The organism is Alcanivorax sp. (assembly GCF_014762765.1).
GTDB lineage: Bacteria > Pseudomonadota > Gammaproteobacteria > Pseudomonadales > Alcanivoracaceae > Alcanivorax.
Map to the genome: position 1 here is coordinate 1 of NZ_JABURH010000074.1, position 17,698 is coordinate 17,698.

The window sequence follows — 17,698 nt, forward strand, 5'->3', positions numbered from 1 at the left end:
GCCAGGATTACGATCCCCAGGGCGCCAGCGTGACCATGCTGATCGCCGAGCACGAGACGCCGCCGGATGGCACCGACTGGGACGAGGAAGCGCCCGGCCCGCTGCCGGATTCCGTGGTGGCGCATCTGGACAAGAGTCACGTGACGGTGCACACCTACCCGGAATCCCACCCGGATAACGGCATCTCCACCTTCCGGGTGGATGTGGATGTATCCACCTGCGGGGTGATTTCACCGCTGCGTGCACTGAACTACCTGATTCACAGCTTCGATTCCGATATCGTCACCATCGACTATCGGGTGCGCGGCATGACCCGGGATCTGGACGGCACCAAGCATTACATTGATCACGACATCAATTCGATCCAGAACTTCCTCACCGAAGACACCCAGAACGCCTATCAGATGATTGACGTGAATGTGTACCAGGAGAACATCTTCCACACCAAGATGCTGCTCAAGGACTTCGACATTGATAACTATCTGTTCGGCGCTGGCAGCGACGAATTCGAGAAGGAAGAGCTGGAGCAGATCGAGGAGCGGCTGCGCACCGAGATGCTGGAGATTTTTTACAGCCGGAATATGGGGTAAGGAAGCTTCCAGCTACAAGCTCCAAGCAAAACAAAAAAGCCGCACCCTCTTGGGTGCGGCTTTTTTGTTGTTGGCTACGAAGCCGCTGTAGGAACGGAGCGTAGCGGAGTAACGCCCGCAGGGCGGCCCCGAAGGGGTGAGCATAGCGAATAACGCCCCTCGAGGCGCGAACCGTGCGAAGCACGGAATCGCCCGCAGGGAGATCAGGCATTTCAGCGCAACCACTGATTCCTGTAGAAATCCTGTCGAGCCTTGAAAACCCTGCCTCGCTGTCGCTCGGTTCGCGCCTCGAGAGGCGCTCCTACAGGTGTTCTTTTGGTGCGCTGGTCAGATTCGGTAGGTTGTGAATGTCATCACCTTGCTCATCAGTGTCATGGCGTGGCGCACTGGCGGGGGCAGGTCTGCGCCGCCGGCGTCTTTGGCGGTGACGGCGTGTTTGAGTTCGTCGGCTTTCATTTGTTCCAGGATGGCTCGGGTGCGCAGGTCGCTTTGCGGGACCTGGAACAGGTGGGCTTCCAGATGTTTGACCACCTGGTTTTCCGTTTCCGAGACAAAACCCAGGCTCCAGCGGTCGCCGACCAGGCCGGCAGTGGCGCCCACTGCATAGCTCATGGCATAGAACAGCGGGTTGAGCCTGCTGGGGACACCACCCAGCTCCTGAATCCGCTCCTCGCACCAGGCCAGGTGATCTTCTTCCTCGCGGGCGGCTTCCTCCATGGCGTGGCGCACATGGGGCAGGCTGGCGGTGCTGGCCTGACCCTGATACAGGGCCTGGGCACACACCTCGCCGGTATGGTTGATGCGCATCAGCCCCAGTACATGTCGGCGTTTGTCCGAGGGCAGGGTGCCGGCCCCGGGAGAATCCGGCGCCGGGGAAGCATGGGCGGGTTTCCGTTCCGCCTGGATGGTACCCGGCGTCAAGGTGCGCAGGGCGTTATCGGCCCGGGCCAGCAGTTTATCCAGCGGTGACAGTCGACGTTCGCTCATGGGGATCTTCCAAAACGGTTTACCACGGCGCACACGGGGTGCAGGAAAACAAAATGCTTCTGGTGAGCAGGCAGCCTTCCGCGGCGCTACATAACAGTGTCAGGCTTCATGCTAGCATAGCGCCGACAGTGACCTGTGAAGAATGATAACAAATGAGCGACCTGAACGACCTGAAAATGCTGTTGGAATCCCGCTATCCCATCGTGGTCATTGAGACCTGGGAGGAGCTGCGGGCCCTGGATCTTATACGCCGCCTCGGGATGCGTGAGGGCCGACCGGTGTTTGCATGGAACGCGGTTGATGGCCTGCGGCGCCTTGAGTTCGAAGACGTTCCCAGTCAGAAGCACACGGTGGAGCCGGATGCGGTATTGGGGCAGATTCGTGGCACCAATGAGCCGGGTATCTATGCCCTGTGTGATATGCATCCGTTTCTGAAGGACGAGCCGCGTAACATCCGGCTGCTGAAAGAAATCGCGCTGCACCACGAGCGTCTGCATCACACCCTGGTGTTGATCAGTCATCAGTTTGCCATCCCCCCGGAAATCCGCCGCTATTGCACCCGTTTTTCCCTGTCCATGCCCGACGAGAAGCAGCTGGAACACATCGTTCAGGATGAGGCCCGTCGCTTCAAACAGGAGAAAGGGGAGCGGGTGCGAGCGGACCGGGAGTCGCTCGATCGGCTGGTGCGCAACCTGCGCGGCCTTAGCGTGGAGGATGCCCGCAAACTGGCCCGGGGCGCCATTATCCACGATGGCGCCATTACCGAGGCGGATCTGCCGGAAATCAACAAGGCCAAGTTTGCCTTGATGGAAATGGATGGCGTCCTCAGCTACGAGTACGACACGGAAAGCTTTGCCGACGTGGGCGGTCTGCAGGGGCTGAAAGACTGGTTGGGCAAACGCGAGAAAGCCTTTCACGGACAAAGCGACATCGACAGTCCCCGCGGCATCATGATGGTCGGGGTGCAGGGCGGCGGCAAGAGCCTGGCCGCCAAGGCGGTGGCCGGGCTGTGGGGGTTGCCGTTGCTGCGCATGGATATGGGCGCCATCTACAACAAGTTCTTCGGTGAATCCGAGCGCAACGTGCGCGAGGCGCTGGAGTTGGCGGAGACCATGTCGCCCTGTGTGCTGTGGATCGATGAGATCGAAAAGGGCATCGCCGTGGGCGATAACGATGGCGGCACCTCCCGGCGGGTGCTGGGGACCCTGCTCACCTGGATGGCAGAAAACCAGAGTCAGGTGTTTCTGGTGGCCACGGCCAACGATATTGAACGGTTGCCGCCGGAACTGATCCGCAAGGGGCGCCTTGACGAAATCTTCTTTGTGGATCTGCCGTCGCCGGCTGTCCGCGAGGTGATCTTCCGCATCCACCTGGAAAAACGCGGGTTGGCTGCCGATCATTTCGACCTGCCCACGTTGTCCGCGCATAGTGATGGTTTTACCGGGGCGGAGATCGAGCAGGCCGTGGTGGCTGGTCTCTACAGTGCCGGTGCCGCCGATGGCGTGCTCGATCAGACATTGCTGGAAGCAGAGCTGGCGGCCACCGTACCGTTATCGGTGACCATGGCGGAATCCCTGGCGCGGCTGCGTCAGTGGTGCCAGGGCAGGGCGGTCCATGCCGGTACTTGATCCTGGCCTGGCCGGCTCCGACCAGAGCCTGACGGCCGCCTATGTCGATGCGGTGTTGCCCCCTTTGCTGGCGCATTACGGTCTGTCCCGGGAGGCGGTGTTGCAGCAGGCCGGGCTCAGCGAGGCGCCGTTTGCGGAGCCGGGTCAGTTGTTGCCGCTGGTGGATGTGCTGCGGCTGTTTCTGGTGATTCTTCAGGCCAGTGGTGACCCCGGCCTGGGGTTCGAGATCGGCAAGCGGGTCAAGCCTCGTTCTTATCAGGTGCTGGGCTATGTGATCCTGGCCAGCCGCGATCTGGGCCAGGCCATCGACCGCCTGATCCGCTTTGAAAGCCTGTCCGGCAAGCTGGGTGAAAGCCGTCTCTCTCGTCACGGCGACACGGTGCGGTTGAGCTGGCAATGCCCGCTGGCTGGTGAGCCCGCCCGTTATCTTACCGAGGCGGCGGTGACTGGCTGGGTGGCTTTCATGCGGCCACTGATCGCACGATCGTTGAGCCCGGCGCGGGTCTGTTTCCGCCACCCGGCACCGGATGATGAACAGCGCTATCAGGCGTTTTTTGATGCACCGGTGGTGTTCGACGCGGATTTTGACGGGGTGGAATTGCCGGCGGAGTATCTGTGCTTGCCACTGGAGTCGGCGGACCCGGGGCTGTCGGTGATGATGGAGCGGGAGGCCCGTGATCTGCTGGCGGATTTTGACGCGGATACCAATCTGGTGAGTGCCGTGCGCGCCCGCATCTACCAGCAACTGGCGGATGGTGAGCCCTCATTGGAATCCGTGGCCGAGAGCCTGGGTATGCCGAGTCGAACGCTCAGTGCCCGGTTGGCTCGCCGCTCATTACGATTTGCAGAAATCCTGGACAGCTTGCGTCAGAGCCTGGCGGAACTGTATCTGCAGGATCGGGCCCTGTCGCTCACCGAGATTGCCCTGCTGCTGGGTTTTGCCGAGTCCAGCTCGTTCAGTCGGGCATTTCGTCGCTGGCGAGGGACAAGTCCGAATCAGTGGCGTCGGGACGGGTAAAGCGCACCAGGGTATCGCGTAGCACATTGAGCTCCACTGGCTTGGGCAGATGAGCATTCATGCCCGCTGCCAGGCTGCGTTCCTTGTGCTCGCGGAGGATATGGGCGGTGAGGGCGACAATGGGTACCGCTGGCAGCCCCTGTTTCTGCTCGTACTGACGAATCCGTCGGGTCGCTTCGAAGCCATCCATCTCCGGCATTTCACAATCCATCAGTATCAGATCATAGCGATGCTTCTCGGCCAGGGTCAGCGCTTCCTGGCCATTGGAGGCAATGTCTGCTTTCAGCCCCAGCTTGCCGAGCATGCCGCGAATCACTTTCTGGCTCAGATAGTGATCTTCCGCCACCAGGATGTTCAGTTGAGGGTCGGGCTTGTGTTCGGTCTTGCGGGGAATCGGCCGGTGCCCCAGCCCCAGTTCTTCGGCCAATACCTGGCGCAGGCGGGGGGCAGAAACCGGTTTGGACAGTACCCGGTGGATGCCCACGTTGCGGGCCTGGGTGGCGGTAGGCGCCAGGCTGACACCGGTGAGCATCACCAGCACGGTGGGGTGCATGATCACCGGGTCCTCGTGGATGCGGGCGGCCAGTTGCATACCGTCCATGCCGGGCATGTTGTGGTCCAGTACCACGACGTCGAAGGGTTCGTTGATGTTGGCCTGGGTGCGCAGGGAGGCCAGTGCCTCTCGGGGATCATGGCAGGCGGTGACGCGCATCCCCCATGACAGGGCATGGTGGCGCAGTACCCGGGTCACGGTGCTTGAATCGTCCACCACCAGCAGGCTGCGCCCCTCCAGGGCGGTGGTATCCACCATTACTGGTGGCGGCGCATCGCTGGTTTCCGCTGGCAGCGGAACCACAAACCAGTAATGGGCGCCGCGCTGATCCTGCAGGGTGCCCATGCGGCCCTGCAGGGCTTCCACCAGCTGTTCGGCAATGGCGAGGCTTAGATGGCTGCTTTCCGGCTGATTGCTGGTGCTGCGCAGGCGTTTCAGGATGTCATCGCTGATGGCGCTGCCGGAGAAGCCGAAGCGTACCCGGTCTGCCTGGCCGGTGGGTTCCATGGACACATCGACCACCAGTTCCCCGTGACTGCCATGGCGTATCAGAGCCCCCATCAGGTTGGTGAGGATCTGGCGCAGCCGACCGGCGTCGCCGATCACCCGTGTTGGCACGTTGGTATGTACATGGGTGATCAGTTCGATCTGTTTTTCCTCAGCCTTTTCTTTGAACAGATCAATGGCCTCCATGATCAGGTCATTGACGTCCAGAGCGCTGTGATTGATGTCCGCGCCCTGGGTGGATAATTGTGAATGTTCCAGCACGTCGTTGATGATGCGCAGCAGGTTGTCGCCGGCATTCTGGATGGCGCCCACGCATTCACGCTGGTTGGGGGTAAGCGGGGTGTCGCCAAGAATTTCCGCCATGCCAAGGATGCCGCTCAGAGGTGTGCGAATGTCATGGCCAATCCGTGACAGGGTTTCCCGGCGGGTACTGTCCACGGTGTCGGCAACCGCTTCTGAACGTTTTCTCTCGATCTGCAGGCGGGCCTGTTGGCTGTGTTGCAACCGCAAACCGATACCCAGTGTCAGCGCTTCAAGCACCGTAGCGCCCAGTAGCCATTGGGGGAGTTCCGCACTGGTCTGCACCACGCCGAGGCAGGCCAGGCAAACCAGTAATGCCGGGAAGCTGATCAGCAGGGAGGTGATGAAAAACAGTCCGCCACCGGTGATTTCCCGGTGCCAGGCCGTGTAACCCATGGTGAGCAAAAACAGGGTGGCTACGGTTACCAGGGCAAAACTGATGTAGCCGGCAGCAGCCAGCGGAAGAATAAGGGTAAAGGGCAGGTTGGCCAGGGCCAGCATCTGCAGAAGACGAGTGCAGTGATGCAGCCAGCCTGTGTTATCTGACAGGTTGAAAAAGCTTCGCGACAAGCCGGTGGCAGACCACATAGCCAGCATCATGCCGGCAAAAAGCAGTCGTGGGTGCAGGAGGTTATTGTCACTGAGAGACCAGGGCAGCAAGTCCGCCAGGGTCAGTCCGATCAGCAGGATGCTGAGAATGAAACCGCAGTGGTAGTAGTAGGTGGCGCCGCCACGAAGAGCGCCAACAATCACGTTATAAAGTGCCAGGATCAACAGGGCGCCGGCCAGCAGCATGTAGATGGCATTTTGCTGTTGCTGGGTCTGGAGCAGATCGTTGACGGTGGCCAGGGTCAGTCCGTAAGTCAGATAGGCCCGGGGAGGTAATTGCAGGTAGAGGAGGTGGGTTTCGCCTGTGGGCAGATGCACCTGGAAGCTGCTGCCACGCCCGGGAATACGCTGCTCGGGTTGTACCTGCCGGTACCCCTGATCCTCATCAGGCAGATAGAGATTCGCCGCCGGATTGCCGCGCAGATGCAGGGCAAAGGTGTTTTTGTTACCCAGCTCATTCTTGATGGCAACGCGCACCCACCAGTGTCCGTTGAGGATGCCCAGGCGTTCGATATAGCGTGTGGCCGGCTGAAAGTTGGCCATGACCGGAGGCTGGCTGACCGCATTGATATCCAGTTCCCCGGAGGGGTCGCGCAGGTATTCGGAGTAGATAGTGATCCGGGCCTGGTCTGGCAGGCTGTGGATCACAAAGGGTGGCGGCGGTTCCGGATTGGCATGGCAGAGGCTGCCGGCCAGAACCAGCAGCAGTATCAGCGTGCCTTTGAGTAGAAAAGAATCAGGCCACTTCCGTTGGTTTTTTTGCATCCGTCGCTTTTCCCCGGTCCAGCACATAGGCGTTGAGGCCCGCTTCCGAGAGGATATAGGCTCCCAGCTCGCTGCGTCGACCATCACCGCACACCACATAGAAAAAATCCTTTTCCAGGTTGTGGACTTCGCGGCGCAGTTCGTTGAGTGGCAGGTTGCGGGCACCGGGGGTACGATCGTGGCGGAACTCCATGGGCAGACGTACATCCACCAGAATACAGGCGGTTTCCGCCTCCAGCACCATGGTATCCAGCTCGTCCTCGCTGAGATGGCGGATCACCGAGTCCTGCAGGATGGACTGGAAATCCTTCTTGCCCAGACACATCAGTACGCCGTCACTGGTCATGGTAATGGTGGCGTTGCGGGGGCTGTCGCTGATCAGGGCGTCTTCACCGAAGAAACGACCGGCGGACAGGGCTGCCAGGGTTTCCTGTTTGGCCCCCTTGGCGCGGGTGACCATGGCCTTGCCCTGCTTGATCACGAAGAAGGTGTCGCCATCCTCGCCTTCGGTGACCACGGTTTCGCCGAGCTGCACTTCCCGTTCCTCGAATTTAACGAACAGGGTATGAATCATGGCCGGTGGTACTGCGGAAAACAGCTCAGAGGACAGCAGTGCATCCATCCAATCCCTTTCGCTTTCGTCATCGTCTTCGTCGAGCATGGATTCAGCGGCCTGGGTCCAGGTCATCAGCAGATCCAGTTTATTGCGGTCGATGGCGTAGAGAGTGGTGGTTTCCGCGGTAATGGCGTTGATGGTGTGTTCCGGGTAATTATCCAGCGCCAGGTAGTTTTCGTCGTCATCAGCAGTGAAATGGCGCACCTGAAAGCTGGCGTCGGTGAGGTCCACCGAGCCTTCCACCAGAAAATAGGCCTTGTCGCTGGTCTGGCCGCGTTTGAACAAAAGCCGTCCGGGACCCATCTTGATCACTTCGATCTGGCCCTGGATTTCCTTCAGGTGGGACTCGCCCAGACAATCAAAGGGAATAAAGTTCTCGAGACGAGACATGTCGGCGACGACATCGCTCATTGGTGACCCCCAGCGGTATACATCAGTGCAGCGTTGTGGGGGAGCCCTGGCGGACTCACCCTTACTTCTTATGCTACTACTTTATGACTTTTCGCGGGCCACTGCACGATAACCGATGTCGGTGCGGTGATAGGCACCGCGCCATGTGATCCGTTTCACACCGGCGTAGGCGTTGGCCTGGGCTTTACCGACGGTGTCGCCGACACCGGTCACGCAGAGTACCCGGCCGCCGCTGGTGACCACCTGGCCGTCTTTCTCGGCAGTGCCAGCATGGAAGACTTTGACGGTGTCGGAATCCGCCTGGTCCAGGCCGTCGATCACGTCGCCCTTGTCGTAGCTGTCCGGGTAACCGCCGGCGGCCATGACCACGCCGAGAGTGGGGCGCGGGTCCCACTGGATGTCGGTCTGGTCCAGCTTGCCGTCCAGGGCAGCCAGGCACAGTGCAGCCAGGTCGGATTGCAGGCGCATCATGATCGGCTGGGTTTCCGGGTCGCCGAAGCGGCAGTTGTATTCGATGACCTTGGGGGCGCCTTCCGGGTTGATCATCAACCCGGCGTAAAGAAAGCCGGTGTAGGGCATGCCCTCGGCGGCCATCCCTTCCACGGTGGGGGTGATCACCTCGTCCATGATGCGCTGGTAGACCGCATCGGTGACCACCGGCGCCGGGGAGTAGGCACCCATGCCGCCGGTGTTGGGGCCGGTATCGCCGTCGCCGACGCGCTTGTGGTCCTGGCTGGTGGCCATGGGCAATACGTTCTTGCCGTCGACCATGACGATAAAGCTGGCTTCCTCGCCTTCCAGAAATTCCTCCACCACCACGCGGTGGCCGGCGTCGCCGAACTTGTTGCCGTCCAGCATGTCGCGTACGGCGTCTTCGGCTTCTTCCAGAGTCATGGCCACAATCACGCCTTTACCGGCGGCCAGGCCATCGGCCTTGATGACGATGGGGGCACCCTGTTCACGGACATAGGCCAGGGCCTCGTCCATGTCGGTGAAGTTGCCGTAGGCGGCGGTGGGGATGTTATGGCGAGCCAGGAAATCCTTGGTAAAGGCTTTTGAGCCCTCCAACTGGGCGGCGAGCTTGCTGGGGCCAAAACACTTCAGGTTGTTGTCCTGGAAGGTATCCACCAGGCCTTCCACCAGCGGCGCTTCCGGCCCGACGATGGTCAGGTCGATGCCGTTGTCCTTGGCGAAGGCCAGCAGGGCAGGCTGGTCCAGCACATCGATGGCCACGTTCTCCAGCTTGGCTTCGCGGGCGGTGCCGGCGTTACCCGGGGCCACGAATACCTTTTCTACCGACTCGGCCTGAGCCACTTTCCATGCCAGCGCATGCTCGCGGCCACCGCCGCCAATCACCAAAACCTTCATCTCTACCTCAATCTTGTATTGCTGGGACCCAGGTGATCGCAATTTTCACCATTCGGGGGCAGCAAGTTGCAAGTTTCAAGTTGCAAGGGGCTGGGGTGCCCTTGCAACTTGTATCTTGAAACTTGCAACTGATCAGTGACGGAAATGACGCATGCCGGTGAAGACCATGGCCATGCCGGCTTCGTCGGCGGCGGCAATGACTTCTTCGTCGCGGATCGAGCCGCCCGGCTGGATCACGCAGCTGATGCCTACCTTGGCGGCATTGTCGATACCGTCGCGGAACGGGAAGAAGGCGTCGGAGGCCATCACCGACCCTTCCACCTGCAGTCCGGCATGCTCGGCCTTGATGGCGGCAATGCGGGCGGAGTTGACGCGGCTCATCTGGCCGGCGCCCACGCCCACGGTCTGGCGGTTCTTGGCGTAGACAATGGCGTTGGATTTGACGAACTTGGCCACTTTCCAGGCGAAGATCAGGTCGTGCATCTCGGCTTCGGTGGGGGCGCGCTTGGTGACCACTTTCAACTCGCCTTCGGTGATCATGCCGATGTCACGGTCCTGCACCAGCAGGCCACCGTTGACGCGCTTGTAGTCCAGGCCTTCTGTCGCCGGGCCGTCGATCTCGCCACACACCAGTACCCGTACGTTTTTCTTGGCAGCGGTAATGGCCAGTGCCTCATCGGTGGCAGACGGGGCGATAATCACTTCCACGAACTGACGATCGACAATGGCCTGGGCGGTGGCGGCATCCAGCTCGCGGTTGAAGGCGATGATGCCGCCGAAAGCGGATTCGGTATCGGTTTCGAAGGCCAGGTCATAGGCCTTGCCGATGCCATCCAGGCTCACGGCCACGCCACAGGGGTTGGCGTGTTTGACGATCACACAGGCAGGCTTGGTGAAGGACTTTACACACTCCAGCGCCGCGTCGGTGTCGGCGATGTTGTTGTAGCTCAGTTCCTTGCCCTGCAGCTGTTTGGCGGTGGCGATGGACGCCGGTGCCGGGTTGCGCTCGGTGTAGAATGCCGCTTTCTGGTGCGGGTTCTCGCCGTAGCGCATGTTCTGGGTCTTTTCGAAATTCAGGTTGATGGTGCGCGGGAAATCATCATTGTTCTCGCCCACCTTCTTGCCGAAGTAGTTGGCAATGGCGCTGTCGTAGGCGGCGGTGTGTTCAAATGCCTTGATGGCCAGATCGAAACGCAGGGTATCGGACAGGGCGCCGTTGTTGGCGGCCATGTCGTCCAGAACGCGCTGGTAGTCCGCAGCGGCGGTGACGATGCCCACGCTGGCGTTGTTCTTGGCGGCAGAGCGCACCATGGTGGGGCCGCCAATATCGATGTTCTCGATGGCGTCTTCCAGGGAGCAATCCGGGTTGGCCACGGTGGCCTCGAACGGGTAGAGGTTGACCACTACCAGATCAATGCGGCTAATGCCATTGTCGGCCATTACCTGTTCATCCTGGCCGCGACGGCCAAGAATGCCGCCGTGCACTTTCGGGTGCAGGGTCTTCACCCGGCCGGCCATCATTTCCGGGAAACCGGTGTAGTCGGAGACTTCGCGCACGGCGATGCCCTCGTCCTGCAGCTTCTTGTAGGTGCCGCCGGTGGAGAGGATCTCCACGCCTTGCTCGGCCAGGGCCTTTGCAAATTCGACGATACCTGTCTTGTCGGAAACACTGATCAGTGCACGTTCAACCGCGTTGCTCATGGGGTTTCACCAAGTTGCGTTCTGGAATAAGTGGTTCATTTAAAAACAAAAAAAGGGCAGTAAGGACTGCCCTTGATGATCATGGTCGTGCTTACAGAAGACCGTACTGCTTGAGCTTCTTGCGCAGGGTGCCGCGGTTCAGGCCCAGCAGCTCGGCGGCCTTGGTCTGGTTGCCGCGGGTATACTCGAGTACTTTCTCAAGCAGCGGAATTTCCATTTCCGCCAGTACCATCGGGTAGAGTTCGCTTACGGCCTCGCCGTCCAGCTGGTTGAAATAATCGTTTAACGAACGTCGCACACAATTGCGCAGGGTGTCGTGAGTCTCACTTCGCGCAATGGTCAGATGCGGCTTTCGTGCTTCAGCGGTGTTCATTTCAGTAAGTGTCCGTGCAGCGGCTGTGTTAACTGAAGAAAGGGTCATGCGGCCAAGGCTCCGTTTTTCTTCCGGGCAGACACCTCGCCATAACGACCGAAGCGTACCCGGTCGGTAGTGGCGTTTATCTGTTGGAAAAACTGCTCGATTGCCAACCGTTGATCGGTGGCATTTTCCAGTGTGTTAAATCCGCGCCGGAAGTCTTCCCCACCGGGCAGGTTTTGCGTGTACCAGCCCAGATGCTTGCGCGCGATACGCACCCCCATGAACTCTCCATAGAACTGGTGGAGTTCGGCGAGATGCTGTTGCACGCAATCGTGGACTTCCGTTACTAACGGCGCTGCGGCTAGCGAGCCGTGCTCGAGGTAATGCAGGGTATCCCGGAAGATCCACGGGTTCCCCTGTGCAGCGCGGCCGATCATGATACCACCCGCGCCGGTGGATTCCAGTACCCGTTTAGCTTTTTCCGGGCTATCCACGTCACCGTTAGCCATAACCGGAATATTCACTGCGGCCACCACCCGGGCAATGGAGTCGTACTCCGCGTCGCCGTTGAACTTGTCCGCACGGGTGCGGCCATGGATGGCCAGCGCCTGGATGCCAGCCGCTTCGGCGATCCGTGCGATCTCCACGGCGTTGCGGTGGTCGCGATCAGGACCGGTACGGATTTTCAGGGTCACCGGCACGTCCACGGCAGCAACTACTGCATCCAGGATGCGAGCCACCAGGTCCGGGTCAGCCAGCAGGGCGGAGCCTGCGGCGCGTTTGCACACTTTCTTTGCCGGGCAACCCATATTGATATCAATGATCTGGGCGCCGTGATCCACATTGGCGCGGGCCGCTTCGGCCAGCATGGCCGGCTCGCCGCCAGCAATCTGCACCGATATCGGGCCGGGCTCGCCACTGTGGTCAAGCCGTTGGCGTGACTTTCGAGAGTTCCACAGACGGGTGTCCGAGGTCACCATCTCCGATACCAGCAGACCGGCACCCAGATCCCGGCACAAGCGCCGGAAAGGGCGATCCGTGACGCCGGCCATGGGGGCCAGAATCAGCGAATTGGGCAAGGTATATGAGCCGATCTGCATAGGGTCGGTGTGGCATGTGTCAAAGGGGCGCTAATGATAGTGAGCGGGGCGTGGGGATGAAAGGGTGCAGGGTAAAAAATGCGCGATTTCGGACGCCCGGTGCGGGACGAAAAGTAGAGGCATACTTGTGGGAAGCGATGCTTGCATCGTTTCCCACAATGTTTGGAGGGTACGCCGACATCGATCAGCGTCAGGCGTCTTACCGCTGACTCACCCGTTCCCGGGAGTCAATTGCGGGGAGCAGTCGCAGGTTGTAGTTCACCGCCTGTTCGCCAGGGTCGACGATCTCCAGAGAGACATGCAAGGGAGTATTCACCGGCATGGCCTCCATATTGGTCAGATCGCCACGCAGGTATTCTGCCGGGCTGAAACGGCGGCTGGCCACCGGGTCGCCGTTGAGGGCGCTGAAGCTCAGCTCCAGTTCCGGGAATGGCTGGGGGTAGCGAGCTTCATTGAACAGGATGGCATCCACGATCAGGGCGTTGGCGTAATCCGGGTGGCTGCGCACCACCAGATTGGCGCCACGCAGTTTGCTGATGTCGGTGCGGTTGGGCAACCGACAGCCAAGCACCCCGCAGGCCTGCTGATAGAGCGGCCGCCATTGCGGGTTGCGGGCAAGATCGTCGAAGTTGAAGTAAGCGTATTGCCCCACCAGTATGACCAGGGCAAGCATGGACAGGGCACTCCATTTAAGCAGGCCGGACCAGTCGCGTTGTGGGCGGAACGGGGCGTCCCGTTCGCGTACTGGGCGAGACAGCGGTACCGGCTCCTCGGTCAGATCGTCACCGAACAGGTCCAGTCCGCCGAACAGGTCATCATCGTCATCCTGGGGCGGCTTGGGTGCGGGGCTCTTCCCGGTCTGAGGGGTGGGGGATGTCGGTTTGGGTTTGTCTGCCTGGCTTTCCCGCGGGCCAAAGCTGGCGGGTTGGCGGGCTTGCTGCTTCGGTGGCTGGTCTTCGTCGTCTTCCAGCTCCTTGAGCAGGGCTTCTGCCCATGCCTCGTCGGCATTTTCATTGTGACTGGCCCGGCCAGCCCCTTGCATATCGGAAAAGTCTTCGCCGAGCCCGGTATCAGCAGCATCTTCATCCAGATTGATGAAGGAGTCGCTCAGTTCCATGCCCTCGATGCTTGGGCTGGAGGAGGCGCTATCATCGCCATCGTCAAAGGTTTGTTCCGTGTCTTCGACGGTGTTGCCGGACTCGCTTTCCAGGGCGCCGGCCCAGCGATCACCGGACGATTCCTGTTTGGCGGTGGGCGGATCAATCAGGTAGTCACTGGCCTGAAAAATCTGCAGACAGGAGCCACAACGAACCGCGCCGCGGGCCTGCTTCAGGTGTTCTTCGGTAATCTTGAACTGGGCTGCACAGTGGGGGCAGCGGGTTTTGTATTGGGCGGCCATGGCTTTCGCCTGATTGTTATTGGTGATGAGACGCAACACGCTGCACGCAGCCCCTAAATCCAGATAACGCGTGCAGATGAGTCAGGTATGTTTTACAGAAAAAGCGGGACAGCCCGCAAGGACCTGTCACTCAGTTTTACGTCGTACTCCGTCGATTCGCACCCAGTCACCCTGTTGGGTGGTGGGATTCAGGTCGAACCAGGGGGTGTAGGCGGCCCGCACCGACTCCGCCTGTTCGGCAAGAATGCCGGATAGTGCGAGGCTGCCGCCGGGGCGACAATAACCGGCCAGTTGGCCAGCCAGGTCTATCAGCGGGCCGGCCAGGATGTTGGCCACCAGTACGTCGCAGCGGTAGTCTGCGGGCAGATTCTCCGGCAGGTAGAGGCTGAGTCCGTCGGCGACGCCGTTATTGCGGGCATTGTCCTCGCTGGCGGTGAGCGCCTGGGGGTCGATGTCGGTGCCGGTGGCGTTGCCGGCGCCCAGCAGCAGGGCAGCGATGGCCAGCACACCTGAGCCGCAGCCGAAATCCAGTACAGCCTTGCTTTTCAGGTCGGCCCGATCCAGCCATTCCAGGCACAGAGCAGTGGTTTCGTGGGTACCGGTGCCGAAGGCCAGCCCCGGATCCAGCTTCAGGTTAACCGCCTCCGGGTCCGGCGACTCACTCCAGCTGGGGACGATCCACAGCCGTTCACCAAAGCGCATGGGCGCAAAATCATCCATCCAGGCCCGTTCCCAGACCTGATCATCCAGCGTCTCGTGATGATGGGCCTGGGCCTCCAGCCCCTGTTGTTGCAGGGCGGCGAGGATCAAAGCCGGGTCACGGTCCGCATCGAACAGGGCGCTGACCACGGTGTTCTGCCACAGGGGGCGAGCACCGGGCGGTGGCTCGAAGACTGGCTGATCGGCGCCGTCGGTGAGCGTAACCGCGCAGGCGCCCATGTCTTCCAGTGCGGATTGAAAGGCATCCGCATGGGCTTCGGTGGTGGCAAGGTGGAGCTGGAGCCAGGCCATGGATTCTCCGAATTGAGAATGGATAATTGATAACTCGCGATCGGGGTTGGGCCGGTGTTTCAACGCATGAGGCCGCGCTCAAGCGGTGGGCGCGGCCTCATGGTTGGGATCGCAGACAGACTCTTGCGCGTAACTATCAATTATTCATTATCAATTATCAATTTGTATCCTGTCCCAGTTTTTTCTCCAGGTGGTGAATATCCACCCCGCCAACAATGAAGGCCTTGTCCTTGAAGATCTTGTTGCGGTGCAGTTCCACATTGGTCTTGATGCCTTCCACCACGATTTCGTCCAGCGCATTCTTCATGCGGGCGAAGGCGATCTCGCGGTTTTCGCCCCAGGTGATCAGCTTGCCGATCAGGGAATCGTAGAAGGGGGGTACGGTGTAGCCGCTGTAAATATGGGAGTCCACGCGCACGCCGTTGCCGCCGGGGGCGTGGAAGTAGGTGATCTTGCCTGGGCAGGGGGTGAAGCGCACCGGGTCTTCCGCGTTAACGCGAACCTCGATGGCATGGCCCTGGAATTTCACGTCGGACTGCTGCAATTGCAGGCCTTCGTCGCTGGCGATACGCAGCTGTTCCTTGACGATGTCCACACCGGTGATCATTTCGGTGACCGGGTGTTCCACCTGCACGCGGGTGTTCATCTCGATGAAGTAGAAGCCTTCATTTTCGTAGAGGAATTCGAAGGTGCCGGCACCCCGGTAATTGATTTCCTTGCAGGCGTTGACGCAGCGCTCGGCCACTTCGTCTTTCAGGTGCTGGGGGATGCCTGGCGCGGGGGCTTCTTCCACCACCTTCTGGTGACGACGTTGCAGGGAACAGTCCCGGTCACCCAGATGGATGGCATGGCCGGCACCGTCTGCCAGCACCTGCACTTCCACGTGGCGAGGCTTCTGCAGGAATTTTTCCATATAGACGGTGGCGTCACCGAAGGCGTTCTTGGCTTCGGAACGAGTCAACGTGATGGCGTTGAGCAGGTGCTTGGCTTCTTCCACCACGCGCATGCCGCGGCCGCCGCCGCCGGCGGCGGCCTTGATGATCACCGGGTAGCCGATCTTCTCGGCCATGGCCAGGGAGGCATCGCCATCGTCACCCAGGGGGCCGTCGGAGCCGGGTACGGTGGGGACTCCGGCCTTTTTCATGGCTTCAATTGCGGCCACCTTGTTGCCCATCAGGCGAATGGTCTCCGCTTTGGGGCCGATAAAGGTGAAGCCGGAGCGTTCCACGCTTTCGGCAAAATCCGCATTCTCCGCAAGGAAGCCGTAGCCGGGGTGAATGGCATCGGCGTCGGTCACTTCCGCGGCACTGATAATTGCCGGGATGTTCAGGTAGGACTCGGTGGACGAGGCCGGGCCGATGCAGACTGCTTCATCGGCCAGTCGTACGTGCATCAGATCCCGATCCGCCTTGGAATAAACCGCCACGGTGCGAATGCCCAGCTCCTTGCAGGCGCGCAGGATACGCAGGGCGATTTCGCCGCGGTTGGCAATGACAACCTTTTCCAGCATGAGATGCCTCCGTTAAACGATGGAGAACAGAGGCTGATCGAACTCAACCGGTTCGCCGTCTTCCACAAGGATGGCATCAATGGTGCCGGACTTGTCCGCTTCGATCTGGTTCATCATCTTCATGGCTTCGACGATGCACAGTACATCGCCAGCCTGGACTTTCTTGCCCACCTCCACAAAGGAAGACGCACCCGGTGACGGAGAACGGTAGAAGGTTCCGACCATGGGTGAGCGAACCAAATGGCCACTGGGGGTATTGTCGGCCGGGGCCGGCGCTTCGGCGGCAGGAGTCTGTGCCGGAGCGGGCGCCGGTGCAGGGGCCTGCGGAGCAGCATAATAGTGGGCCGGCGCCGCAGGGTGACGGGAGCCGCGGCTGATGCGCACAGACTCTTCCCCTTCACAGATCTCCAGCTCTTCAATGCCGGACTCTTCCAGCAGCTCAATCAGTTTCTTGATCTTGCGAATATCCATGTATTAACCATCCAGTTGTTCAAGGGCGGCGGTCAGCGCCAGCTGGTAGCCGGTAGCGCCAAGCCCGCAGATAACGCCCCGGGCAATATCGGAAAAATAGGAGTGATGGCGGAAGCTTTCCCGGGCATGCACGTTGGACAGGTGCACCTCGATAAAGGGGATGTCCACCGCCAGCAGGGCGTCACGCAGGGCCACGCTGGTATGGGTGAATGCCGCCGGATTGATAATGATGTAGTCGATGCCCTCGGTGCGGGCATCGTGGATCCGTTCAACCAGCTCGTATTCCGCGTTGCTTTGCAGATGTTGGAGGTGATGGCCCGCATCGCCGGCCTGGGTCTGCAATTGCTGATTGATATCGGCCAGGGTGGTATGGCCGTACTTGTCCGGCTCGCGGGTGCCGAGCAGGTTCAGGTTTGGGCCATGTAAGACCAGAATGGAAGCCAAAACAGGTCCCCCTGGGGAATTTGTCGTTATCTACCGTGAACGTGCAGGAAATGCGGCGGTTATACCGGCGTTTCTGGCACTTGTGCAATACTAGGGGGAAATCATGACAGAAAAAAGGGCTTTACAACATTCGTTACAAGTTGCCGGAAGATACCGTGCAATCGGTACTGTTTCACGGTTTTTGTTTGGGTGGGGCTCCATCGCTTTCCGTAGGAGCGTCGCTGGCGGCGCGATCATCAAACGTCGAAGGAAAAGGCGTCTACCACAGAGGGCACAGAGCACACAGAGGTAAAACAGGTTTTCTCAGTGATCTCTGTGCCCTCTGTGGTGAAAGTGCTTTTGATCGTGGCCA

Annotated in this window: 15 protein-coding genes; 3 read left to right on the forward strand and 12 right to left on the reverse strand. The window is 60.3% G+C overall.

Annotated elements, in window-relative coordinates:
- Positions 1 to 590 (forward strand): adenosylmethionine decarboxylase (speD, locus tag HUJ17_RS03225; protein WP_290509323.1); only part of this gene is annotated, 590 nt, incomplete at its 5' end.
- 327 nt (positions 591 to 917) lie between these two features.
- Here the strand turns inward: speD and coq7 are convergent.
- Positions 918 to 1,577, reverse strand: coding sequence for a 2-polyprenyl-3-methyl-6-methoxy-1,4-benzoquinone monooxygenase (gene coq7 / locus HUJ17_RS03230; RefSeq protein ID WP_290509324.1), 660 nt, complete (start codon positions 1,575 to 1,577; stop codon positions 918 to 920).
- Positions 1,578 to 1,729: 152 nt separating this feature from the next.
- On the opposite strand from coq7, the gene HUJ17_RS03235 reads away from it, so the two are divergent.
- Together HUJ17_RS03235 and HUJ17_RS03240 are read left to right on the forward strand one after the other, a co-directional pair.
- Positions 1,730 to 3,205 (forward strand): AAA family ATPase, encoded by a 1,476-nt coding sequence (locus HUJ17_RS03235; RefSeq protein WP_290509325.1) that lies wholly within the window; start codon positions 1,730 to 1,732, stop codon positions 3,203 to 3,205.
- Positions 3,192 to 4,223, forward strand: a complete 1,032-nt coding sequence (locus tag HUJ17_RS03240; protein ID WP_290509326.1) for an AraC family transcriptional regulator — start codon at positions 3,192 to 3,194, stop codon at positions 4,221 to 4,223. Before HUJ17_RS03235 ends, HUJ17_RS03240 begins: the two co-directional genes overlap by 14 nt.
- Here HUJ17_RS03240 and HUJ17_RS03245 read toward each other — a convergent pair.
- The 11 genes from HUJ17_RS03245 to aroQ form a co-directional block, all read right to left on the reverse strand.
- Positions 4,162 to 6,957, reverse strand: coding sequence for a hybrid sensor histidine kinase/response regulator (locus tag HUJ17_RS03245; protein ID WP_290509327.1), 2,796 nt, complete (start codon positions 6,955 to 6,957; stop codon positions 4,162 to 4,164). The genes HUJ17_RS03240 and HUJ17_RS03245 overlap by 62 nt on opposite strands.
- Positions 6,929 to 7,984 carry a cyclic nucleotide-binding domain-containing protein gene (locus tag HUJ17_RS03250; RefSeq protein ID WP_290509328.1) on the reverse strand — a complete coding sequence of 352 codons (1,056 nt, stop codon included), beginning with the start codon at positions 7,982 to 7,984 and terminating at the stop codon, positions 6,929 to 6,931. Before HUJ17_RS03250 ends, HUJ17_RS03245 begins: the two co-directional genes overlap by 29 nt.
- Positions 7,985 to 8,065: 81 nt before the next feature.
- Positions 8,066 to 9,352 (reverse strand): phosphoribosylamine--glycine ligase, encoded by a 1,287-nt coding sequence (purD, locus tag HUJ17_RS03255; RefSeq protein WP_290509329.1) that lies wholly within the window; start codon positions 9,350 to 9,352, stop codon positions 8,066 to 8,068.
- Positions 9,353 to 9,484: 132 nt separating this feature from the next.
- Positions 9,485 to 11,053, reverse strand: a complete 1,569-nt coding sequence (purH, locus tag HUJ17_RS03260) for a bifunctional phosphoribosylaminoimidazolecarboxamide formyltransferase/IMP cyclohydrolase (RefSeq protein ID WP_290509330.1) — start codon at positions 11,051 to 11,053, stop codon at positions 9,485 to 9,487.
- Between the two features lie 91 nt (positions 11,054 to 11,144).
- Entirely contained in the window at positions 11,145 to 11,426 is a 282-nt protein-coding gene (gene fis, locus HUJ17_RS03265; protein ID WP_035250194.1) for a DNA-binding transcriptional regulator Fis, read from the reverse strand.
- 44 nt (positions 11,427 to 11,470) lie between these two features.
- On the reverse strand, positions 11,471 to 12,511 hold the full coding sequence (gene dusB, locus HUJ17_RS03270) for a tRNA dihydrouridine synthase DusB (protein ID WP_290509331.1): 1,041 nt from the start codon (positions 12,509 to 12,511) through the stop codon (positions 11,471 to 11,473).
- Between the two features lie 199 nt (positions 12,512 to 12,710).
- The gene (locus tag HUJ17_RS03275; protein WP_290509332.1) at positions 12,711 to 13,910 is read right to left on the reverse strand and encodes a zinc-ribbon and DUF3426 domain-containing protein; all 1,200 of its coding nucleotides are present in this window, start codon (positions 13,908 to 13,910) and stop codon (positions 12,711 to 12,713) included.
- Between the two features lie 126 nt (positions 13,911 to 14,036).
- The gene (gene prmA / locus HUJ17_RS03280) at positions 14,037 to 14,921 is read right to left on the reverse strand and encodes a 50S ribosomal protein L11 methyltransferase (protein ID WP_290509333.1); all 885 of its coding nucleotides are present in this window, start codon (positions 14,919 to 14,921) and stop codon (positions 14,037 to 14,039) included.
- Positions 14,922 to 15,078: 157 nt separating this feature from the next.
- The gene (accC, locus tag HUJ17_RS03285; protein WP_290509334.1) at positions 15,079 to 16,431 is read right to left on the reverse strand and encodes an acetyl-CoA carboxylase biotin carboxylase subunit; all 1,353 of its coding nucleotides are present in this window, start codon (positions 16,429 to 16,431) and stop codon (positions 15,079 to 15,081) included.
- Positions 16,432 to 16,443: 12 nt separating this feature from the next.
- Positions 16,444 to 16,902 carry an acetyl-CoA carboxylase biotin carboxyl carrier protein gene (gene accB / locus HUJ17_RS03290; protein WP_063508530.1) on the reverse strand — a complete coding sequence of 153 codons (459 nt, stop codon included), beginning with the start codon at positions 16,900 to 16,902 and terminating at the stop codon, positions 16,444 to 16,446.
- 3 nt (positions 16,903 to 16,905) lie between these two features.
- Entirely contained in the window at positions 16,906 to 17,346 is a 441-nt protein-coding gene (gene aroQ / locus HUJ17_RS03295) for a type II 3-dehydroquinate dehydratase (protein WP_290509335.1), read from the reverse strand.
- Between the last annotated feature and the right edge of the window lie 352 nt (positions 17,347 to 17,698).

What these genes read in the sequence shown, in the direction of transcription:
- HUJ17_RS03245 (WP_290509327.1), bottom strand. Translation starts at nt 6,957, where the DNA reads ATGCAAAAAAACCAACGGAAGTGGCCTGATTCTTTTCTACTCAAAGGC.
- dusB (WP_290509331.1), bottom strand. Translation starts at nt 12,511, where the DNA reads ATGCAGATCGGCTCATATACCTTGCCCAATTCGCTGATTCTGGCCCCC.
- HUJ17_RS03275 (WP_290509332.1), bottom strand. Translation starts at nt 13,910, where the DNA reads ATGGCCGCCCAATACAAAACCCGCTGCCCCCACTGTGCAGCCCAGTTC.
- fis (WP_035250194.1), bottom strand. Translation starts at nt 11,426, where the DNA reads ATGAACACCGCTGAAGCACGAAAGCCGCATCTGACCATTGCGCGAAGT.
- purH (WP_290509330.1), bottom strand. Translation starts at nt 11,053, where the DNA reads ATGAGCAACGCGGTTGAACGTGCACTGATCAGTGTTTCCGACAAGACA.
- HUJ17_RS03235 (WP_290509325.1), top strand. Translation starts at nt 1,730, where the DNA reads ATGAGCGACCTGAACGACCTGAAAATGCTGTTGGAATCCCGCTATCCC.
- HUJ17_RS03250 (WP_290509328.1), bottom strand. Translation starts at nt 7,984, where the DNA reads ATGAGCGATGTCGTCGCCGACATGTCTCGTCTCGAGAACTTTATTCCC.
- coq7 (WP_290509324.1), bottom strand. Translation starts at nt 1,577, where the DNA reads ATGAGCGAACGTCGACTGTCACCGCTGGATAAACTGCTGGCCCGGGCC.
- accB (WP_063508530.1), bottom strand. Translation starts at nt 16,902, where the DNA reads ATGGATATTCGCAAGATCAAGAAACTGATTGAGCTGCTGGAAGAGTCC.
- prmA (WP_290509333.1), bottom strand. Translation starts at nt 14,921, where the DNA reads ATGGCCTGGCTCCAGCTCCACCTTGCCACCACCGAAGCCCATGCGGAT.
- accC (WP_290509334.1), bottom strand. Translation starts at nt 16,431, where the DNA reads ATGCTGGAAAAGGTTGTCATTGCCAACCGCGGCGAAATCGCCCTGCGT.
- purD (WP_290509329.1), bottom strand. Translation starts at nt 9,352, where the DNA reads ATGAAGGTTTTGGTGATTGGCGGCGGTGGCCGCGAGCATGCGCTGGCA.
- HUJ17_RS03240 (WP_290509326.1), top strand. Translation starts at nt 3,192, where the DNA reads ATGCCGGTACTTGATCCTGGCCTGGCCGGCTCCGACCAGAGCCTGACG.